Here is a 21,972-nt window from a genome sequence, read left to right as displayed (position 1 = left end):
GCGTCCAGCACGTACCACGACAGGTCCGCAATCGCCTCGCCAATCGGGCTGGCCGGGTTGTGCGTGTCGGCCAGGGTTATGGGCCTGTAGGTCACATGCACGGTGGTTTCGGTGATGCCGTACATGTTGATCAGTCGTGGCGTCTGATCGCCGAAGCGTGCAAACCAGGGTTTCAGGCTGGCAACGTCCAGCGCTTCGCCGCCAAAGATGACTTTTTGTAACGACGTCGGCACAGGCGAATCACAGGCCACGCGCATCAGTTGCTTGAAGGCGGAAGGCGTCTGGTTGAGCACCGTGACCTGCTGTTCAACCAGCAGCGCATGGAACTCTTCCGGCGCACGGGTTACTTCGCGAGGCACGATTACCAGTCGACCGCCATGCAGCAGCGCGCCAAAAATCTCCCAGACCGAGAAGTCGAAGGCGAACGAATGGAACAGCGTCCAGACGTCTTTTTCGTTGAACTTGAACCCGTTATCCGTGGCAGCAAACAGACGCATCAGGTTGTGATGAGTCAGCAAGGTGCCTTTGGGCCTGCCGGTCGAACCGGAGGTGTAGATCACGTAGGCCAGATTGGCTGGCGTGGTCTGGCTAATCGGGTTTTCGGTGCTGTAATCGTCCAGCGCATCAGCCAGATCCAGGGTCCGAACGTGCGCCGGGATCGGTAACCGACCCAGCAAATGCGCCTGAGTCAGCAACAATTCGATACCGCTGTCGTGCATCAGAAAACTCAGGCGATCCTGCGGGTAATCCGGGTCCAGCGGCACGTACGCGCCACCGACTTTGAGGATGGCCAGCATCCCCACAATCATCTCCAGACTGCGTTCGGCCGCCAGCCCCACGCGAACATCCGGGCCTACGCCCTGCTCGCGCAGTTTGTGCGCAAGTTGGTTAGCGCGGTTGTTAAGTTGCTGGTAGCTCAGCTGCTCAAAACCGAAGGTCAGCGCAATGGCCTGCGGCGTGCGTTCTACCTGGGTTTCGATGCGTTGATGGGCGCACTGCTCAGTCGGGTAAACCGCAAGCTTGTGGTTCCAGTCGCGCAGGGTGCTCTGCCGCTCTTCAGCGCCCAGCAATGGCAGGTCGGCAATGCGCTGAGTGACGTCGCGGCACATGCCGCTCAGCAGGTTACGCCAGTGCCCGGCCATTCGCTCTATGGTTGTGGCGTCGAACAGGTCGGTGGCGTAGGTCAGCGAGGCAACCAGGCCGTTCTGGCGTTCGCAGGTGTCCAGGGTCAGGTCGAACTGTGCGGTGTGCTTGTCGGACACCTGATACTCCAGGCGCAGACCGGCCAGCTCGCGGGCTTCGTTGTAGCCTTCGCTCTGGTGGTTGTAGGCCACTTGAAACAGCGGGCTGCGGCTCAGGTCGCGCTGAGGTTGCAAGGCTTCGACCAGTTGCTCGAACGGCAGGTCCTGATGGGCCTGGGCCTGCACGGCAGTCTGTTTGATCTGTTGCAGCAGGTCGGCCACGGTGGTCTGCGCGCCGAACTCGGCCTTGAGCACCTGGGTATTGACGAAGAAGCCGATCAGCCCTTGGGTTTCACTGCGGGTGCGGTTGGCGACGGGCACGCCAACGCGTATGTCGGCCTGAGCGCTGTAGCGGTGCAGCAAGGTCTGCAACGACGCCAGCAACAGCATGAACAGGGTGATGCCCTGCTGCCGCGCCAGTGCCTTGAGGCTGTTCAGCAGCACGACGTCCAGTTCGACGTTCAGTCGCGCGCCTTCGTAGCTGCGCAGCGCCGGGCGCGGTCGATCGGTGGGTAATTCAAGAATCGGCTGCTGATCGCCCAGTTGCTGCTTCCAGTAAGCCAGCTGGCGTTCCTGCTCGCCCATCTCCAGCCAGTTACGCTGCCAGATCGCGTAGTCGGCGTACTGGATCGGCAGCGGCGCCAGCTCGGCCTCTCGTCCCAGTGTGGCCGCCTGGTAGCACTGCATAAGCTCGTCGACCATGATCGGCATCGACCAGCCGTCGGAGACGATGTGGTGCTGGGTCAGCACCAGTACATGTTCTTGCTCGCTCAGCTTGAGCAGCCTGACCCGCAGCAGCGGCCCGTGGTGCAGATCGAAGGGCCGTTGCACTTCATGATCGACATAGCGTTCGACCGTTTCGCCCAGTGCCAGTTGATCAACATTGAGCGCAAACGGCGACGCCGGATACACCACCTGCAACGCCTCATCACCCTGCTGCTCGAAGGTGGTGCGCAGGGTTTCGTGACGCTCGATCAGGTGTTCGATGCTGCGCCGCAACGCCTCGACATCCAGCGCGCCATGCAGGCGCAACGCCAATGGAATGTTGTAGGCCGCGCTGTGCGGTTCCAGCTGCCAGATGATCCATTGCCGCTGCTGCGCGTACGAGAGCGCCGACGGTGCCGGCGTCTCTCGTCTGGCAATCGGCGTAACCCCGTAGAGATTCACCCCCTGGCGCTTGAGCAGGATCGCCAGCGCCTTGCGTTCACGGGCGGACAGCGATTTAACGGAGTCAAGCAACTGTTGCACTGGGGTCTCTCCTGCTAAGCAATCAAATTATCAATTTCCTCCGCTGATAAACGTTTGAGTGCCTCCAGTGATTTAGTCAATTCGTCCAGTGCATGGTCACTTTCGCCATTTTTTTCTTGCAGCGCGGCGCAGAAGTCAGCCAGCACCGGCTGTTCGAACAGGTCCTTGAGGCCGACCTCGCGCTGTAACTGCTCGCGAACCCGCACCAGCATCTGCACCGCCAGCAACGAATGGCCACCGAGTTCGAAGAAGTTGTCGCTGCGCCCGACTTGCTCAACCTTGAGCACTTCGCTCCAGACCGCTGCCAATTGTTCTTCCAGCTCGCCTTGCGGCGCGACGTAGGCCGCCTGCAACTGACCGGNGCTTGCCGTTGGCGGTCAGCGGCAGCTTGTCGAGAACGATGAAATGCGTGGGCACCATGTAATCCGGCAGGTTCGCACGGAGCTCGGCTTTCAGTGTTTCACGCAGCGCTTGTTGATCCTGATCAGGCCGAGTCGGCAGCAGATACGCCGCCAGTTGACCTTCCAGCGCCAGCACAACCACTTCGCGTACAGCCGGGTGCGCTTGTAGCCGTGCCTCGATTTCGCCCAGTTCGATACGGAAGCCACGGATTTTCACTTGGTGGTCGATACGTCCGGCGTATTCGATGCTTCCTGCGTTTTTATAACGGGCCAAGTCGCCGGTGCGGTACAAACGGCCGCCGTCGTTGGCGAACGGGTCCGGCACAAAGCGCTCAGCGGTCAGTGCCGCGCGGTTGTGATAACCCCGCGCCAGACCGGCATGGCCAATGTGCAGTTCGCCGCTGCAACCCTGGGCGACCGGGTTGAAATCGGCGTCCAGCACGTACCACGACAAGTCCGGGATCGCTTCGCCAATCGGGCTGGCCGGATTGTGCGTATCGGCCTCGGTCAAGGGCCTGTAGGTCACATGCACGGTTGTTTCGGTGATGCCGTACATGTTGATCAGTTGCGGTGTCTGATCGCCGAAACGTGCGAACCAGGGTTTCAGGCTGGCGACGTCCAGCGCTTCGCCGCCGAAGATGACTTTTTCCAGTGACATCGACAAAGGCGACTCACAGGCCACGCGCATCAGTTGCTTGAAGGCGGAAGGCGTCTGGTTGAGCACCGTGACCTGCTGTTCAACCAGCAGCATATGGAACTCTTCCGGCGAACGGGTTACTTCGCGCGGCACTATTACCAGTCGACCGCCATGCAGCAGCGCGCCGAAAATCTCCCAGACCGAGAAGTCGAAGGCAAAGGAGTGGAACAGCGTCCAGACGTCTTTCTCGTCGAACTTGAACCCGTTATCCGTGGCAGCAAACAGGCGCATCAGGTTGTGATGAGTCAGCAAGGTGCCTTTCGGTTTGCCGGTCGAGCCCGAGGTGTAGATCACGTAGGCCAGGTTATCCGGCGTGGTCTGGTTGACCAGATTTTCCGAGCTGTAGCCATCTAGCGCATCCGCCAGATTCAGGATTTGAACGTGTGCAGGAATCGGCAACTGGCCCAGCAAATGCGCCTGAGTCAGCAACAATTCGATACCGCTGTCGTGCATCAGAAAACTCAGTCGATCCTGCGGGTAATCGGGGTCCAGCGGCACGTACGCGCCACCGGCTTTGAGGATGGCCAGCATCCCCACAATCATTTCAAGACTGCGTTCGGCCGCCAGCCCCACGCAAACATCCGGGCCGACGCCCTGCTCGCGCAGTTTATGGGCCAACTGGTTAGCGCGGCTGTTGAGCTGCCGATAGCTCAATTGCTTGGCACCCAAGCTCATGGCGATGGCCTGCGGGGTGCGTTCTGCCTGAGCTTCGATGCGTTGATGGGCGCACTGCTCGCTTGGAAAGCGCTGCACACTTTGCGTCCAGACCGCTGGCAGGGCCAGTTCGCCAAGACGCGCCGTTGCTGATGCACTAAGGCTCTGCAGCAGGTGATCGAAGTGCGCCGCCAGTTGCAGAATGCCTTCGGCACTGAAGTGTTGCCGGTCGTAACTGAAGCGCACCGACAGCACGTCGTTGGCCTCGACCACCAGCGTCAGCGGGTAATGCGCCTGTTCCTGATTGCGCAGGTCGCTGAAAGTCAGGCCCTCCGGCGCACGCTGCAAGGCTTCGGACACCGGGTAGTTTTCGAACACCAGAATGTTGTCGAACAACGCCTCGCCACTGTGTCGTGCCAAACGCTGAATAGTGTAAAGCGGTGTGTGTTCATGTTCGCGCAGGGCAATGTTTTTCGCTTGCACCTGCTGCACCCAGTCGCCGACGGTCTGTTCCGAACGCGGGCTGGCGATCACCGGCAGGGTGTTGATGAACAAGCCCAGTTGCTCCTCGACGCCCGGCAATTCAGCCGGACGCCCGGCCACCGTGGCGCCAAAGGTCACGCTGGACTGGCCGGTGTAGCGTTGCAGCAGCAACAGCCAGGCAGATTGCACCAGCGTATTGAGGGTCACGTGCTGTTCGCGGGCAAACTCGCTCAAGCGCCGGGTGCCGTCGGCGTCGATCAACTGGATGTAATCGCCATAGCCCTGCTGATCGGTTGATGTTTTGAAGGCTTGCAGCAAGCGGGTCGGCTCATCCAGTTCGGCCAGCTCTGCTGTCCAGAAGCGCTCGCTGAGGTCGGCGTCCTGATTCTGCAACCACTGGATGTAATCGCGGTAACGTCCCGCCTGTTTCGGCGGCGTCTGGCCGCTGTAGCGTTGCAGCACTTCGCCCAACAGCCGCGAACTGCTCCAGCCGTCCATCAGAATATGATGACTGGTGTAGATCAATTGCCAGCGCTCATCGGCAATGCGCAGTACCGCGAGGCGCAACAGCGGGTCTTGCGCCAGATCGAAGCCCCGCTGACGGTCGGCCTGCGCCCAGTCGTCGAGCCAGCTTTCTGGCTTGCCCCGCGCATCCAGTTCGATAAACGGCAGCGTCACCTGACGCTGTACCACTTGCAGCGACTGCTCGCTCTGGCTGAAAAAACAGCTGCGCAGCACCTCGTGGTTGTTGACCGCTGATTGCCAGGCGTTGTGGAAACGCGGCACATCCAGCCTGCTGATATCCACCCGCAGCTGGTTGATATAGTTGCCAGCGCCCGCGTCGTACAGCGAGTGAAACAGCATGCCCTGCTGCATCGGCGACAGCGGGTAAATGTCTTCGATTTCGCCCGCTGCAATGGGCAGCGCGTCGAGTTGTGCCTGAGTGAGATGCGCCAGCGGGAAGTCTGACGGCGTGACGCCTTGATGCCCGTCGATGCAGTGGTCGATCAGCGTGGTCAACGCCTGCTCATAACGACGCGCCAAGGTGTCGATGGTCGAGGCCTGATACACCTCGCGACTGAAGGTCCAGTCCAGTTGCAACTGGCCGTCGAACACCTGACCGTTGAGGCTCAGCCAGTTGCCCAGCGCGCCGTCTTCGCACAACGCAACACCAACGCTGTCAGCGCTTGGCACAAACAGCGCGCCTTGCTGTTCATTGAAGCTGCCGTCGAACTGACCCAGATAATTGAACGTGACCCGCGCCTGAGGCAGCGCGGCCAATGGCTGCGCAAACGTCGAGTCAGCCATATGGCGCAACACGCCGTAACCAATGCCTTTGTTCGGCACCGCACGCAATTGTTCCTTGATGCCACACAGACTCGCACCCGGCGCAGTCTGCGGGGTAAGGCGGACCGGGAACAGACTGCTGAACCAGCCCACCGTGCGGCTGAGGTCAGTGTCGTCAAACAGGTCTTCGCGGCCATGCCCTTCCAGCTGCACCAGCACCGACGGCTGCTGGCTCCACTCGCACAGCACTTGCGCCAGCGCGGTCAGCAGCAGGTCGTTGACCTGCGTGCGGTAGGCGGCGGGCGCGACTTTCAGCAGTTTGTGGGTCAGGTCCTTGCTCAGCCATGACGAGGCATGGGCCGCATCGCGATTGCGCATCGTGCCTTCGGGCTTGTCGCGGGGCAGCGGCTGATCGGCGCCCTGTAACGCGTGCAGCCAGTAATCACGCTCGGCCGCCAGCGCTGCGCCGGTCGCATACTGTTGCAATTGCTCGGCCCAGCGCTTGAGCGAAGTGGTTTTCGCCGGCAGCGACAATGGCCGACCTGCTGCGATGGCGAGATAAGCCTGTTGCAAGTCTTCCAGCAGCACCCGCCATGACACACCGTCCACCACCAAATGGTGAATCACCAGCAACAGACGTTGCTCGCCCTGCGGCAGGTTGACCAGCACTGCACGCAACAGCGGACCGTTTTTCAAGTCCAGGCTGCGTTGTGCTTCGTTAGCCAGTTCGGTCAATCGTTCAGGGCTGTCCAGTTCGTGAACCCAGAGCAGCTCGCGAGTGTTCAGCGCGCCGAACGTGGCTTGCCACTGACCGTTCTGTTGCGTGAAACCGAGACGCAGCGCGTCATGCTGTTCGATCAGTGCCGTGAGTGCAGCTTGAAGATAGGCTTCATCCAGCGTTCGCAGGGGCTTGAGCATCAGCGCCTGATTCCAGTGCTGACGCTGGGGGATGTCCAGTTCGAAGAAACGTGCTTGTATCGGCAGCAGCGGCAGCGAACCGCTGACCTGCTCTGCCGCCGCAGCGGGCTTTTTCTCGATCAGTCTGGCCACCGAAGCCAGTTGGCTGATGGTCTGTTTTTCGAATAACTGCTTGGGGCTGAGTTTAATGCCCTGGCGCTTGGCGCGGGCGATGATTTGCAGGCTGAGGATCGAATCGCCGCCCAGTTCGAAGAAGTTGTCGGTGCTGCCGACCTTATCCAGTTTCAACACGTCGGCCCAGACGGCGGCGAGCTTTTCCTCGATCTCGCCGACCGGTGCGGTATAGCGCTGCTTGATCACGCCCGGCTTGGGCAAGGCACGCTTGTCGAGTTTGCCGTTGGCGGTCAGCGGCAGTTGGTCCAGCAGCAGGATCTGCGCGGGCACCATGTAATCGGGCAAGCGCGCGGTCAGTTGCTTGCGCAGGCTGTCGACAGTCAGGCTGGCAGCGGCTGCCGCCACGCAATAGGCCACCAGTTGCAGGCGCGATTCGTCTTCATCGACAGGTAATGACAGCACGCTGACTTGCGCGACGGAAGGCAGCCCCAGCAGCACCCGCGCCACTTCAGCAGGCTCGACACGATAGCCGCGCACTTTGACCTGATCGTCGGCGCGACCGATGAATTCCAGCAGGCCCTGATGATTGCGCCGCATGCGGTCGCCACTGCGGTAAACGCGGGTGCCATCCTGGGCGAATGGGTCCGGCAGGAAGCGCTCGGCAGTCAGCGCAGGCTGGCCGAGATAGCACAGCGCAACGCTGTCGCCGCCAATGTACAGCTCGCCTGCGACCTGAGTGGCGACCGGGTTCAGCACGTCGTCGAGGACGTAAGCGCTGGCCCCCGGCAACGGGGCGCCGACTGGCACCTTAGTGGATAGATATAAACCTTGTGGGAGCGAGCCGGGCGACGCTTCGCTTGCTCGCGAAAGCGTTAGTATAGCCTCAGCCTTTTGCAAGCCTGTGTCGGCCTCTTCGCGAACAAGTTCGCTCCCACAGGGAAGGGTGTTGACGTCCGATCTTCGATCAGAACATAGAGTTAAGCCAGGTACTTCATAAGTCAGTACGCCAACCGTGGTTTCGCTCGGGCCATAGTGGTTAATCACCCGGCAACCCGGCTTGAGCTGATGCACCTGCTCGACCAGCGCAGGTGAACAGGCTTCGCCGCCGACGATCAGCGCATGCTGCGGCAATACATCAGCAGGCCGCGCCGCCTGTAACAGCGCGGCCAGATGACCGGGCACGATTTTCAGCACGCCCACCTGATGCTCGGTCATGTAGGCTGCGAAGGCGTCCGGGTCGAAACCCAGTGCCTCGGTCAGCACGTGCAGGGTGCGTCCCGAACACAGCGCGCCGAACAGCACGGTATGGCCAAGGTCGGCGGCGATGGTCGAAACCAGCGCCATGCTCGCCTCGGGGGCCAGTTGCAACTGCTCAAGCACGCCACGCACGTAACTGGCCAGCGCGCCCTGGCTGACCACTACGCCTTTGGGCTGACCGGTGGAGCCGGAGGTATGAATCACGTAGGCCGCAGAATCGGCTGACAACTGGGTATCAGGACGGCTGATAGGCAAGCCCTGCCACAGCGCAGGCGTCCAGGCCAGGCCCTGACAACCAGCGAGGTTCAGAGAGGTTTGACGTAGATCGCCTGCGGCACACAACAGTACTTTTGCCCGGGCATTGCTCAGCATCTGTTGCAGGCGTGCATCGGGGGCTTTGACGTCCAATGGCATGTACACCCCACCGGCCTTGAAGATCGCCAGCACCGCCGTCAGCCAGTCCAGCGAACGCTCCATCAATACCGCGACCGGCTGGCCTTCGCGGACACCCAGTCCGATCAGGTGATGAGCCAGCTGATTGGCCGCCTGATCCAGCTCGCGTGTGCTCAGGGTACGATCCAGACAGCGGGCGGCCAGCGCATCGGGCTGGCTTTCGACCTGCCGATCCCAAAGTTGCAGCACCTGAGGCGCGGGCTCGCGCGTGTCACGCACAGGCTCGACCGCCAGCGCACCAAGGCTGAACAGCGGCGCATCCGGTGCATCGAGCAGCGTTTTGAACAGCGCCAGCAGCTCAGGAATGAAACCCTCGACGGTCGCACGCCGATACAGGTCGCTGGCGTAGGTCATATCGCCGTGGATCAGCGTGCCGTCGTCGGTAATGTCCAGTGCCAGATCGAAATGCGCGCCCTGCTTTTCAAAAGCGTATTCGCTGACCTCCAGCCCTGCCAGCTTGAGGGCGGTTTTCTGTTTGAGAACCACGTTCTGGTTGAACTTGGCCTGGAACAACGGGTTGTGCCCCAGGTTGCGCTCCGGCGCGAGGTGATCAACCAGTTGCTCGAACGGCACGTCCTGATGCGCCTGCGCGCCGAACGAGGTGTCGCGAATCTGCGCCAGTAAATCGAGGTAGCTCAGGCGCTCGTCTATCTGGCAGCGCAGCACCTGAGTGTTGATGAAGAAGCCGATCAAACCTTCGGTTTCCGCCCGGCCACGGTTGGCATTGGGCACGCCGATGCGGATATCACGCTGCCCGGCCTTGCGCGACAGAAACAGCGAAAACCCCGCCAGCACCAGCATGAATAGACTCATGCCTTGGGTGCGGGCAAAGGCATTGAGTTGCTGCGACAGCTCAGCACCGAAATCAAAGCTCAGGTGCTCGCCCTGAAAGCTTTGTGTCACCGGGCGCGGGAAGTCCTGCGCAGCGTCGAGCAGCGGCTGCTCGTCGCCCAATTGGCCGCGCCAGTAATCCAGTTGCCGCTCGCCCTCGCCCGCTTCCAGCCAGCGGCGCTGCCAGATGGCGTAGTCGGCGTATTGCAGCGGCAACGCCGGCAGACTCGGTTCGCGACCGTCCACATAGGCCTGATAACAGTGGACGAACTCCTGAATCATCACGTCCATCGACCAGCCATCGGAGACGATGTGGTGCATGCTCACCACCAGCACATGCTCGTCGCTGGCGAGGCGGAACAGGTGCGCGCGCAGCAACGGGCCTGTGCGCAGGTCGAACGGCAGGCGGGTGAGCGTGGTCACCTGCAACGCCAGTTCGGCGTCACGCAGTTCACTGTCAGCCAGGCCGGACAGGTCGATGCTGTCCAGCGCGATGCTCTGGTTGTGCAGCAACACTTGCAGCGCCTGATCGCCATCGGTCTGGAACACCGTGCGCAATACTTCGTGGCGTTCGATCAAGTGATCGAACGCACGCCTTAGCGCTGACTCGTTCAGCGGGCCCTGCAGACGCAGGCCGGTGGTCATCTTGTAGGCGTCGCTCAGCGGGTCGAGCTGCCAAAGGAACAGCAGGCGCTGCTGGGCAAATGACAGTGGAATCGCGCTGAAATCATGACGACTGACCGGCACCGGCAACAGGCTGAAATCCTTGCCTTCCTGACGCAGGCGGGCAAGGAACTGTTGGCGTTGTTCCAGCGAAAGGCCAACAAAACGTTTCGCGATACGTGCAGCAGTGGTCCCGGTCATGCGCCAAATTCCTCCAGTGAATCCATGAACTGGTCCATGTCGCTCCAGTCGTTATCCGTTGTGTTGTCGGTCAGCAGCGCCACTTCGGCGGCGAGTTCGCCCAGCAGCGGTTTTTCGAAAAGAACGCGCAGCGGCAGGCTGACGCCCAGTCGGGTCTTGATCCGCGCAATGACTTGCGCGGCGAGCAGCGAATGGCCGCCCAGTTCGAAAAAGTGGTCGTCCATCCCGACCTGCTGCGCGTGCAGGACTTCCTGCCAGATGGCGGCGAGGCAGATTTCCACCTCGCTGTGCGGCGCGCGGTAACGGGCCTGCAACTGGCTTGAATCGGGTGCAGGCAAGGCCTTGCGGTCGAGTTTGCCGCTGGGCGTGAGTGGCAGTTCGGCCAACAGCAACAGATGCGTCGGCACCATGTAATCCGGCAGGCTGGTTTGCAGCTGGCCCTTGATGCGCTGGCGCAGCGCGAGCTGCTCGGCATCGCTGTTCGCTGCGACCTGCGGCACCACGTAGGCGACCAGTTGCATACTGCCTGCCAGCGCAACCGCCAGCACCACCGCTTCGCGCACGCCTGTGCATTGCTGCAGGCGCGATTCGATTTCGCCCAGCTCGATGCGGAAACCGCGAATTTTTACCTGATGATCGACCCGGCCGATGTACTCGACAGCGCCGTCGGTGCGCAGTCGGGCACGGTCGCCAGTGCGGTACAGGCGCTCGCCGGCAACGAACGGATCCGCCACAAAACGCTCGGCGCTCAGGCCCGGCTGGGCGTGATAACCCCGCGCCAACCCCGGCCCGCCGATGTACAGCTCGCCCACCGCGCCTTGCGGCAGCAGGTTCAGTTGGTCGTCGAGCACGTACAACCGACGCCCCGCCAGCCCTTTGCCGATCGGCACGCCGCGCCACGACACCTGTTCCGGGGTCAGCGCGCTGCAATCGTGAATGCTCGACACCACCGTAGCTTCAGTCGGGCCATAGGTGTTAAGCAGGCGCACATGCCCCAGCCCGGCCTTGTGCCACAGCCGCAGGCCTTCGACGGCCATCGCCTCGCCGCCGACGTGAATCTGCCGCAGTGCGCCGTAATGCGCGGGCGGACTGGCGGCGAAATCCTGAACCAGGGTCAGCCAATAAGCTGCGGGCAGGTCTGCCAGGGTCACGCCGTGTTCGACGATGGCGTGATGGAAGGTGGCGCTGTCCCACAAACGCTCGTCACGCAGCACCACGGCCGCGCCGCGACACAGCGGCGGGTAGAACTGCTCGACGAAGCCGTCGAAACTTTGCGTGGCAAATTGCAGAACCCGATCGCCTTCGCGCAGGTCGCTGTAGTCCGCGCCCAAGGTGACGAACTCGGCCAGTGCGCCATGACTGATCGCCACGCCTTTTGGCCGGCCGGTCGAGCCCGAGGTGTAGATCACGTAGGCCAGATGGGCCGGATCAATATCGACAACCGGATTTTCTGCACTGGCTGCTTCGCTGTTCATCTGATCAATGCACAGGCACTGAATGCCCGCCAGTTCAGGCAGCGTCGGCCGCTGTTCGCTGTGGGTCAGCAGCCGTTTCAGGCCGCTGTCTTGCAACACATGACGCAAACGCTCGCTCGGCGCGCTGAGGTCCAGCGGCACGTAGGCACCGCCCGCCTTGAGCACGGCCAGCAACGCGACGGGCATGTCCAGCGAACGGCCCAGCGCCACGCCGACCAGCACGTCCGGGCCAACACCCTGCTCGCGCAGTTGCCAAGCCAGGCGGTTGCTGCGCTGGTTCAGTTCGGCGTAGGTCAGGCTCGGCGGCTGGCCTTCGCCGGCGAGGATCAGCGCCGGGGCGTTGGGTGTGCGTTGTACTTGTGCTTCGAACTGGCGATGCGCAGGGGTTGCGTCGGCTCTGGTTACGCTGCCGACATCCAGCAACTGCGTGCGCTCCTCGTTGGAAATCATCGACAACTCAGCGATGGTCTGCAACGGGTCAGCGCAGACCGACGTCAGCAGGTTGCGCCAATGGGCGGCCAGTCGAGCGATGGTCGGCTGATCGAAAATGTCGGTGGCGTAAGTAAAGGCAGCGTTCAGTTGCTCGCTTTCACCGCTGGTGGCGAGCATCAGGTCACTGGCAGCGGCGTGCGAGCGCTGGGCCAGCGCTTGTTGCTCGGCGGGCAGATTGGCCACGCGCAGGCCACCGCTCAGCTGTTTATCCAGCAGGTCGGCGACCACCGGTTGGTGATTGAACATCACCTGGAATAGCGGGTTGTGACTCTGACTGCGCTCGGGCTGCAAGGCGTCGATGATCGCGTCGAATGGCACTTCCTGATGCGCCTGAGCACCGGTCGAGGCATCGCGCACGGTGTGCAGCAGATCGACAAAGCGCGTCTGCGCCGTGACTTCGCTGCGCAGCACCTGGGTATTGATGAAGCAGCCGATCAGACCTTCGGTTTCACTGCGCGTGCGGTTGGCGATCAGACCGCCGACGCGTATGTCGGTCTGCCCGCTGTAGCGATGCAGCAGGCTTTTGAAGGTCGCCAGCAGCACCACGAACAGGGTAACGCCCTGCCGTTGCGCGAGGGTTTTCAGGTTGCGCAGCAGCTCGGGCTCCAGCGCCAGTTCCAGGCGCGCGCCGTCATGGCTGGGCAGCGCCGGGTAGGGACGGTCGGTAGGCAGTTCGAGTACCGGATGTTCTTCGCCCAAGTGCTTGCGCCAGTAATCCAGCTGACGCTCTTGCTCACCGGCTTCCAGCCAGCTGCGTTGCCAGACAGCGTAGTCGCGATACTGCACAAGCAACGGCTGGAAAGGCAGCGGCTTGCCGGCCAGCAGCGCGTCGTAACCGCGCAGCCATTCGTCGATCAGCACGTTCATCGACCAGCCGTCGGTGATTATGTGGTGCAGGTTGAGCAGCAGCAGGTGTTCCTGCTCGGCGAGGCGCAATACCTGCACGGTGAACAGCGGCCCGCGCTGCAAATCGAAGGTCTGCGCCGCCTGCTCGGCCATCGCCTGCCGCACGTTCGACCAGCGCTGCTCGGGCGGCAGCGGGCTCAGGTCGATCAGGCGGATGTTCACTGACGCTGGCGGCGCAACACGCTGAAACGCACGGTCGCCTTCCTGGCCGAAGATGGTGCGCAGGCTTTCATGACGCTCGACCAGCGCGCTGAACGCCCGCTCCAGCAGCGGCAGTTCCAGCGGGCCATTCAGGCACACCGACATCGGCAGGTTGTAGGCTGCGCTGTGCGGGTCCAGTTGCCAGAGAAACCACATGCGTTGCTGGGCATAAGACAGCCCGTCGCGCTCGGCCAGCCCTTCGCAGGAAGGAATCGGGAACAGCGCGAAATCCATGTTTTCCTTGCGCATGCCTTCGAGAAACAGGCGACGTTTTTCAAGGGGTAACTCGACAAAACGACGAGCGAGTTTCTTGGCGTGTTCGGGGTTCATGGATCGAGTCCTTGCTGAATGGGGCTGACCGTCAGGCGGGGTCGTATCAACAAGAACGAATTGGCGGGGAAATATTTAGAAAGGTTTGTGGTGGCGTGGAGCGGCTGAGTGTCGTGGCAGCGTTCAGGTTAGGCACAAATCCGCGTCTGCTTCTGCCCGTAGGGCGTGGGAGCGAACTTGTTCGCGATCTGCCGGGAACCGGCAGTAAAACCGTTACATATGGTGTATCAGGCACAACCAGGGTGGCCTGCTTTAGGGCCGCTTCGCACCCCATCGCGAACAAGTTCGCTCCCACGCCCTACGGGCAGAAGCCTGAAAGCTTCATTACTTGAGTTCATCAGGACCGGCGTCTACGCGGAGCATCGCACGGTAGTTGAAATCTTGTGGGAGCGTTGGCACGGGAATCATCAAACAACTACTTATCCGAATGCCCCTGCGCCATGGCCACTACGACTTTGCGTTTGCCGGTGAACGGCGCGCGGGAGTGGGCGGTGAGCATGTTGTCGAGCATCAGCACGTCGTTTTCCAGCCACGGGAAGCTGACGGTGCAGGCGTCGAGCACGCCGCGGATTTCGTCCAGCAGGGTTTCTTCAATGGGCGAGCCGTCGCCGTAGTAGACGTTACGCGGCAGGTCTTCCTCATCCACGACATCCAGCAGGGTTTCGCGCACTTCCGGTTGCAGGTTAGAGATGTGAAACAGGTGCGCCTGGTTGAACCAGACCGTGTCCTGGGTCACCGGATGGCGGGACACTGCCTGGCAGATTTGCCGGGTGCGCAGTTCGCCGTCGTCTTTCCATTCGCATTCGATGTTGTGTGCCCGGCAATACGCTTCGACCACACGTTCATCTTCGGTGTTGAACACCTGGCTCCACTCCACATCGAGCCCGTTACCGTAGTTGCGCACGTACATGAGCTTCTTTTCGATGAAGCGATCACGAATGCGCGCCGGAATGCGTCGGTAGATCTCGCGACTGTCGGCAATCGGCGTTTCGCCGCCGGTCTGCGCCGCGATCATGCTGTAGAACCAGATCTTCATCGGCCAATCCAGCGTGTAGGCCTGCTCGTTGTGCAGCGGAATGCTCTGGTGCGCCGGGTATTCGGTGGAGGTATAAACGCCCTTGGTCACGTTGCTGCGTGGCGTGGAGCCGAATTCGTAGTTGAGCAGCGGATCGCCGAAACCCGCAGCGAACTCACGAAACGCTTCCGCACCGCCGACCTCGAAGCCGCGAAACAGAATGCCGCCCGCGCTGTACAGGTGCTCGGACACCAGCGGCTTGAATTCGCCCAACGCTTCCATCAAGTCCAGACCTGGCTCGGGCGCCTGCACCAGCATGGGCAAAGTGCCCGCCCCCTCCAGCAGCGGCCGGATATCCAAACTCAACGCATGACTCATTATGTTTCTCCCTCGATGGCAAAAGCGCCCGAACCCCTGCGGCCTGACGCAACACCCATGTACAGATTGAACGTACTTCGCGGCTGAAAAATTAGCGGCCCAGCGTCATTTCCACCCCGCCTGGCTTCGCCCTCGGCAGCTCTGAAACAATTTTTTTCATTTAAACGCAAAATATTCCTACAGGAATTCCGTTCTCATTCGTCTTTAACTGAATGCGAGGCTTTATACCGCCCGCGCGTGAAGAGCCGCACGTAAAGAACCCGCACGTAAAGAATACAGAGCCCGGCCTTGCCCGCTCTACATCGTGAATCGAGATTGTTTATCCATGTCGAAGAAGTCCCGTTCAAAAATCTGGTTTCTCGTCCACAGCTGGCTGGCCCTGCCCATCTGGTTCTTCGTGCTGATCGTCTGCGTGACCGGCACGCTGGCCGTGGTCAGCAAGGAAATCATGTGGCTGGCCAACCCGGAGATGCGTGACAACCGCCCTTCCGACGATGCTCAACGCATGAACTTCGAGCAGATTCGCGCCACCATCGAGCGCAACGAGCCGGACCTGATCGTCGGCACGATCATGCAGCCCGACGGCGACTATTTCGCCCTCAGCGTGTTCGTGACCTACCCGGACGGCCGCTCGGTGCCGGCCTACGTCAACCCGTACACCGGAGTAATTCAGGGCCTCACGCCGTCGTTCGACTTCCGCCGCTTCACCCGCGCCCTGCACGGCTGGTGGCTGGTGCCATTCACCAATGGCTATTCGTGGGGCTGGTATCTGGTGTCGATTCTCGGCCTGCCGTTGCTGGCGTCGCTGGTGACCGGGCTGGTGGTCTACAAGAAATTCTGGCGCGGCTTTTTCAAACCCGTGCGTTTCAACCAGGGCCCACGGATTCTCTGGGGCGACATTCACAGGCTCAGCGGCGTATGGTCGATCTGGTTCATCGCGGTGATTTCCATCACCGGCACCTGGTTTCTGATTCAGGCGATCCTGGGCGATAACCAGATCAGTATTTCCAGCAAATCCCAGGTTGCCTCGATCATCCCGCACAGCGCCGTGCCGCTGACCGCCGACGGCAGCCCTGCGCCGACCATCAGTCTAGAAAAAGCCGTGGCCATCGCCAAAGAGCGGATTCCAGGCCTGGAGGCGAGCTTCATCACCCCGCCTTTCAATGCCTACAGCAATATGCAAGTGGGCGGACGCAGCTGGTATCCGCTGATGTTCCAGACTGCCGAAATCAACCCGTACAGCGGCGAAATAGCCGCCTCCCACTTGCTGTCGGACCGCAACAAGCTGGAGTTCGTCACCGAATCCATGCGCCCGCTGCACACCGGCGACTTCGGCGGTATCTGGATCAAGCTGATCTGGGCGTTCTTCGGCCTGCTGCTGAGCATGATGGTCCTCAGCGGCCTGTTGATCTGGAGCAAGCGCACCGCACTGGCGACGCTTAACGCCCTCAAACGTGAAGCCAAAACCAGGCCTGCCGCGTACACGCCGGAACCCCACACTTCGCCACTGGCGACCCGCACCCCGGAGAACAGCCTGTGAGCAAGGTCGCTGTCGCACAACCTGCGTCGTCTCTGGGCCGTTTCTGGCACAAGTGGCGCTTTCACATCAACGTGCTGCTGGTGCTGATCCCGTTGGGTTTCATGCCCAAGTATTTCTCCGACGTCTCGCTGGATCGCGGCGATCAGGGCCTTGGCCAGCGCGAGGTCGGCGAGATTCAGGTCGGCCCGTGGAGCCTGCGTCTGGCAGAAGACCGCAACGAAGCCCCGCGCCTGTCCGGCCCGTCTGGTTACATGAAAAGCTTCAACGCCGCGCTGTGCACCGCTTGCATCGACCGGGTCAAGGCCACGTACCTGCGCATCGGCAAACCGCGCAGCCTGCGCACCGCCGGGGTGATTTTCTTCGGCGGTGGCTACCGCATGAGCGCGTTCATGCAGATTCCCGAGACCACCAGCCCCGACTCAGACCTGTGGATCACCATGGAAGGTTGGGACGGCGCGGTGCATCAGACTTCCATCCCTCTGCAACAGGCTTCGCCGACAACGGTGGCGTGGCTGAAAAAACAAGGAGCCAAACCATGAGTGCCCGCCCTTCCCTGCGCTGGCTGACGGCCGGCACCCTGTGCCTGCTTGGCCTGAGCGGCAACGCTCTGGCGCATAACCCGATGTGTGAGTGCAAACAGATCGACAACGAGCAGATTCGCTGCACCGGCGGTTTTTCCGACGGCAGCGGCGCGCCGGGAGTGACCCTGGACGTAATCGGCTACGACGAAACCATTCTGGTGCCCGGCAAGCTGGGTGAGGATTCAACCGTGACCTTCAAACGCCCGGCGTCCGAGTTCTACGTGCTGTTCGATGCAGGCCCCGGTCATGTGGTGGAAATCGATCAGGCGGACATCCCGACCCCATGAGTGCACCCACCCGACAAATCGTCCGTCCGGCAGGTGCCGGGCATGAAACCCTCTATGTGCTGCTGCTGTGCCTGTTGATTCTTGCCGCTGCCGCCAGCGTGGTCAGCCTGCACCGCGAAAAACAGGACGTGCACAGCGTAGCCAGCCATCAACTCGATGCACGACGCGACCTGACCGCTGCCGAACAGGGCATCTACGCCGACCTTCGCGTAACGCTGGATGAGATTCGCTTGCTGACCGAAGAACAGCAAACATCGATTACCCCGCAGCAACTGGGTGAAGAAGGCTTTGCACCGTTCGCCCAGGACGCCAGTTCGGTCAGCCGTGGCGGTCATGCATGGCAGATGGTTGAGCAGTCCTATCTGGGCTTGAGCCAGACGCCGAGCGTGGCCGGGTCGTTTCTGATGCGCGTCGACTCATCCCGCGCCGATCAGCCCGACATCTGGATCAACCGCAGCGCCTCGATACCCTCTGTCAGCGACCTGGGCGAAAAGGCCTTGGTCGACGCGGGCTGGAAACAGGTCGTCGCACAATTCGATGCTGGCGTGACCCGTCAGCACCCGCACTGAAACTCCGCATTCCTTTGAAAGAAGACCGCTTGCCCATGCCCATTTCATTCAAACGCCGCCCTTTTCTTCGCGTTCTGCTGGTGAGCCTGTTTGCCGCCGTGCTGGCGCCCGCAAGCTTCGCCGCCGACCCGGCCAAGCGCCTGCGCATCGGCATCACCCTGCACCCGTATTACAGCTATGTGAGCAACATAGTCGGTGACAAGGCCGAAGTCGTCCCGCTGATCCCGGCCGGTTTCAACCCGCACGCCTACGAACCCCGTGCCGAGGACATCAAGCGCATCGGTTCGCTGGACGTGATCGTGCTTAACGGCGTGGGTCATGACGATTTTGCCGACCGCATGATCGCTGCCAGCGAAACGCCGAACATCAAGACCATCGAAGCCAATGCCGACGTACCGTTGTTGGCCGCGACCGGCGTTGCAGCGCGTGGCGCAGGCAAAGTGGTCAACCCGCATACGTTTCTGTCGATCAGTGCGTCCATTGCCCAGGTCAACAACATTGCCCGCGAGCTGGGCAAACTGGACCCGGACAACGCCAAAACCTACACCACCAATGCCCGCGCGTACGGCAAACGCCTGCGGCAGATGCGCGCCGACGCCCTCGCCAAGCTGACCAAGGCGCCCAACGCCGACCTGCGCGTGGCCACTGTGCACGCGGCCTACGACTACCTGCTGCGCGAATTTGGCCTGGAAGTGACGGCGGTGGTGGAACCGGCGCATGGCATCGAACCCAGCCCGAGCCAGTTGAAAAAGACCATCGACCAGTTGCGAGAGCTGGACGTGAAGGTGATCTTCTCGGAGATGGACTTCCCGTCCACTTACGTCGATACCATTCAGCGTGAATCGGGCGTCAAACTGTACCCGCTGTCGCATATTTCCTATGGCGAATACACCGCCGACAAGTACGAAAAGGAAATGGCCGGCAACCTCGACACCGTCGTGCGGGCGATTCAGGAGTCCGGCGCATGACTGTTGCGCAAAACCTCGACATCGTCAGCAAGGGGCCAGGCATCGAGTTCAATCAGGTGAGCCTCACGTTAGGGCGCACCACGATTCTCGACCGGGTGCATTTCAGCGTGCGCGCCGGCAACGTGCACGCACTGGTCGGGCCGAACGGCGGCGGCAAAAGCTCGCTGATCAAGACCATGCTCGGGCAGACGCCGCATCAGGGCCAATTGAGTTTGCAATGGCCTGCCGCGCCGAGCCTGATTGGCTACGTGCCGCAGGCGCTGGAGTTCGACCGGGGGCTGCCCATGACCGTGGACGATTTCATGGCGGCCATGTGTCAGCGGCGTCCGGCTTTTCTCGGTTTGTCGAAGCACTACGCAGCAGCGATTGGCGAGGCGCTGGAACGGGTCGGCCTGCAGGACAAGCGCAAACGGCGCATGGGCGCGTTGTCTGGTGGCGAACGGCAGCGCGTGCTGCTGGCGCAGGGGCTGATCCCGGCGCCGCAATTGCTGGTGCTGGATGAGCCGATGTCGGCGCTCGATGAAGCAGGCATTCAGGTGTTCGAGCGTTTGTTGGGTGACTGGCGGCGCAGCGGCATCACCGTGCTGTGGATCGAGCATGATCTGGACGCGGTGCGGCGGCTGGCGGATCAGATGACCGGGCTCAATCGCCGCGTGCTGTTCGACGAGCCTGCCGCCACGGCGCTGACGCCGGAGCGCCTGCTGACGTTGTTTTCTGCTCATCCGCGCGCTACGGATGCTGTTAACGGGAGCGCCGCGTGATGGATTACGAAACGTTTCGCCTGTTCATTCAGGGCCTCGCGTCATCCGGTTATCTGCCCGAAGCGCTGGCTTATGGCTTCGTGGTCAACGCCCTGCTCGCCGGGCTGCTGATCGGCCCGGTGCTCGGTGGGCTGGGCACGCTGGTGGTGGTCAAACGCTTTGCGTTCTTCTCTGAAGCCGTAGGCCATGCTGCGCTGACCGGCGTGGCGATCGGCATTCTGCTCGGCGAGCCCTACACCGGCCCGTATGGCGCGCTGTTCGGTTACTGCCTGTTGTTCGGCATCGTCCTCAATTACCTGCGCAACCGCACCGGGCTGGCACCCGACACGCTGATCGGCGTGTTCCTCTCGGTGTCGCTGGCGCTGGGCGCGAGCCTGCTGCTGGTGCTGGCCGGCAAGATCAATGTGCACATTCTGGAAAACGTGCTGTTCGGCTCGGTGCTGACCGTCAACGGCAACGACCTGCTGGTGCTGCTGATCGTCGGTTCGCTGGTCATGGGCCTGAGCCTGCCGCTGTACAACCGCATCATGCTGGCCAGTTTCAATCCGCAACTGGCGGCTGTGCGCGGCGTGGCGGTGAAGACGCTGGATTATTTGTTCGTGATTCTGGTGACGCTGATCACCGTGGCTGCGGTGAAGGTCATCGGCGCGATTCTGGTCGGTGCGCTGCTGGTGATTCCGGCGGCAGCGGCCAGGCTGCTGAGCCAGTCGCTGAAAGGCTTCTTCTGGATCTCGGTGGCCATCGCCACCGTCAGTACCCTGTGCGGCATTTTGCTGCCTATCATCTTCGACCTGCCGGTGCCGTCCGGCGCGGCGATCATTCTGGTGGCCGGCGTTGCCTTCGCCCTGGCCGCCATCGCTCGCGGCACACTGCCCGGCCTGAAAGGGAATATTGGATAAATGGCTACTTTACGCACCTTGACCCTGGCGCTGGCCATGACCGGCCTGTTCAGCAACAGCCTGTATGCGGCCGACGCCAAAACCGACAGCGCTCAACCGGTACGGGTGCTGGCCAGCCTGCCGATCACCTATGGGCTGGGCGAGATGTTGCTCAAGGACAGCGGCGTGGTGCTGGAGCGCGCCGCCGCTGCCAACCTGCCGGGTTCACGTCAGACGGCATACTTCACAGGGCGTGGCGCTGATGCTTTGCGCGGGCTGGCGAACAACGCCGACGCGGTGATCGGCTTGCGTTCGATCTGGGCCGATGACCCGCTCTACCCTAATGCACGCCGCAGCAACATTCGTATCGTCGAGATTGATGCGGCGCGGCCGGTGGACGGTGGTTTGCCGGGGATTGCCGTGCAGACCGGGCTGGGCACTGACGGGCTGAACAGTCAGCCGTGGCTGGCGAGCAACAACATGGGGCGCATGGCCGATGTGTTGGCGGCGGACCTGGTGCGTCTGGCACCGGCAGCCAAGCCGAAGATCGAAGCCAATCTGGCAGTTTTCAAGCAACAACTGCTCAAGCTCAGCGCCAGCAGTGAAGCGGCGCTGGCCGGTGCCGACAATTTGAGCGTGGTGAGTCTGTCAGACCGCTTTGGTTACTTGATCAGCGGGCTGAACCTGGAGCTGATCGACAGCCAGGTGCTGACCGATGAGCAGTGGACGCCCGAGGCGTTGAGCACGCTGAGCGCCACGCTCAAGGACAACGACGTGGCACTGGTGCTGGATCATCGTCAGCCGCCAGAGCCGGTCAAGGCTGCGATTGAAGCGGCAGGTAGCAAGTTGCTGGTGCTGGGGATTGATGGCGCTGATCCACTGGCCGAGTTGCAGCGGGATATTCAGGGGATTGTTGGTGTTTTGGCTGGCAAGGAATAATGCAGCACAGGCGTCAGGCTTCTGCCCGGGGGCGTAGGAGTGGACCGGGCGACGCTTCGCTTGTCCGCGATGGGCTGCGAAGCGGCCCTGAAACAGGCCGCCTCGGTTGTGTCTGATACANATACATCGAGGCGGCTGGTTTTACTGCCGGTTCCCGGCAGTTCGCGGGCAAGCGAAGCGTCGCCCGGTCCGCTCCACAGAAGC

Annotated in this window: 11 protein-coding genes and 1 pseudogene; 8 read left to right on the top strand and 4 right to left on the bottom strand. The window is 61.8% G+C overall.

All coding sequences use genetic code 11. The annotated features are described in order from the left end of the window. From ABJ99_RS20685 to ABJ99_RS20670, 4 genes and pseudogenes are all read right to left on the bottom strand, one after another. Positions 1-2,489, bottom strand: a 2,489-nt coding sequence (locus tag ABJ99_RS20685; RefSeq protein ID WP_154864480.1) for a condensation domain-containing protein, incomplete at its 3' end; no start/stop codon positions are given. A 14-nt stretch (positions 2,490-2,503) separates the two neighbouring features. Further along, positions 2,504-10,448: pseudogene (locus tag ABJ99_RS20680) on the bottom strand (amino acid adenylation domain-containing protein). Next, a complete protein-coding gene (locus ABJ99_RS20675) occupies positions 10,445-13,852 on the bottom strand; it encodes a non-ribosomal peptide synthetase (protein WP_054087394.1) in 3,408 nt (1,135 codons plus the stop codon). The pseudogene ABJ99_RS20680 and the gene ABJ99_RS20675 overlap by 4 nt, the downstream one beginning before the upstream one ends. A gap of 415 nt (positions 13,853-14,267) precedes the next feature. After that, entirely contained in the window at positions 14,268-15,245 is a 978-nt protein-coding gene (locus tag ABJ99_RS20670) for a TauD/TfdA family dioxygenase (protein ID WP_054087393.1), read from the bottom strand. Between the two features lie 325 nt (positions 15,246-15,570). Here ABJ99_RS20670 and ABJ99_RS20665 point away from each other — a divergent pair, with 325 nt between their 5' ends. From ABJ99_RS20665 to ABJ99_RS20630, 8 genes are read left to right on the top strand one after another with little or no spacing between them, the layout of a single operon-like run. Continuing rightward, entirely contained in the window at positions 15,571-16,785 is a 1,215-nt protein-coding gene (locus ABJ99_RS20665; RefSeq protein WP_054087392.1) for a PepSY-associated TM helix domain-containing protein, read from the top strand. Further along, a complete protein-coding gene (locus ABJ99_RS20660; RefSeq protein ID WP_054087391.1) occupies positions 16,782-17,324 on the top strand; it encodes a hypothetical protein in 543 nt (180 codons plus the stop codon). The genes ABJ99_RS20665 and ABJ99_RS20660 overlap by 4 nt, the downstream gene beginning before the upstream one ends. Further along, entirely contained in the window at positions 17,321-17,653 is a 333-nt protein-coding gene (locus ABJ99_RS20655; RefSeq protein ID WP_054087390.1) for a hypothetical protein, read from the top strand. The genes ABJ99_RS20660 and ABJ99_RS20655 overlap by 4 nt, the downstream gene beginning before the upstream one ends. After that, entirely contained in the window at positions 17,650-18,222 is a 573-nt protein-coding gene (locus ABJ99_RS20650; RefSeq protein WP_054087389.1) for a DUF6162 family protein, read from the top strand. Before ABJ99_RS20655 ends, ABJ99_RS20650 begins: the two co-directional genes overlap by 4 nt. Positions 18,223-18,257: 35 nt before the next feature. Further along, the gene (locus tag ABJ99_RS20645; RefSeq protein ID WP_054087388.1) at positions 18,258-19,190 is read left to right on the top strand and encodes a metal ABC transporter substrate-binding protein; all 933 of its coding nucleotides are present in this window, start codon (positions 18,258-18,260) and stop codon (positions 19,188-19,190) included. Further along, on the top strand, positions 19,187-19,951 hold the full coding sequence (locus ABJ99_RS20640) for a metal ABC transporter ATP-binding protein (protein WP_054087387.1): 765 nt from the start codon (positions 19,187-19,189) through the stop codon (positions 19,949-19,951). Before ABJ99_RS20645 ends, ABJ99_RS20640 begins: the two co-directional genes overlap by 4 nt. Then, positions 19,951-20,850, top strand: a complete 900-nt coding sequence (locus tag ABJ99_RS20635) for a metal ABC transporter permease (RefSeq protein WP_054087386.1) — start codon at positions 19,951-19,953, stop codon at positions 20,848-20,850. Before ABJ99_RS20640 ends, ABJ99_RS20635 begins: the two co-directional genes overlap by 1 nt. Beyond that, positions 20,851-21,768, top strand: coding sequence for a metal ABC transporter substrate-binding protein (locus tag ABJ99_RS20630; RefSeq protein ID WP_054087385.1), 918 nt, complete (start codon positions 20,851-20,853; stop codon positions 21,766-21,768). The last annotated feature ends 204 nt before the right edge of the window (positions 21,769-21,972 follow it).

Source organism: Pseudomonas syringae pv. cilantro, assembly GCF_001293775.1.
Classification (GTDB): Bacteria; Pseudomonadota; Gammaproteobacteria; order Pseudomonadales; family Pseudomonadaceae; genus Aquipseudomonas; species Aquipseudomonas syringae_P.
This window is presented reverse-complemented; position numbering and strand designations above follow the sequence as displayed.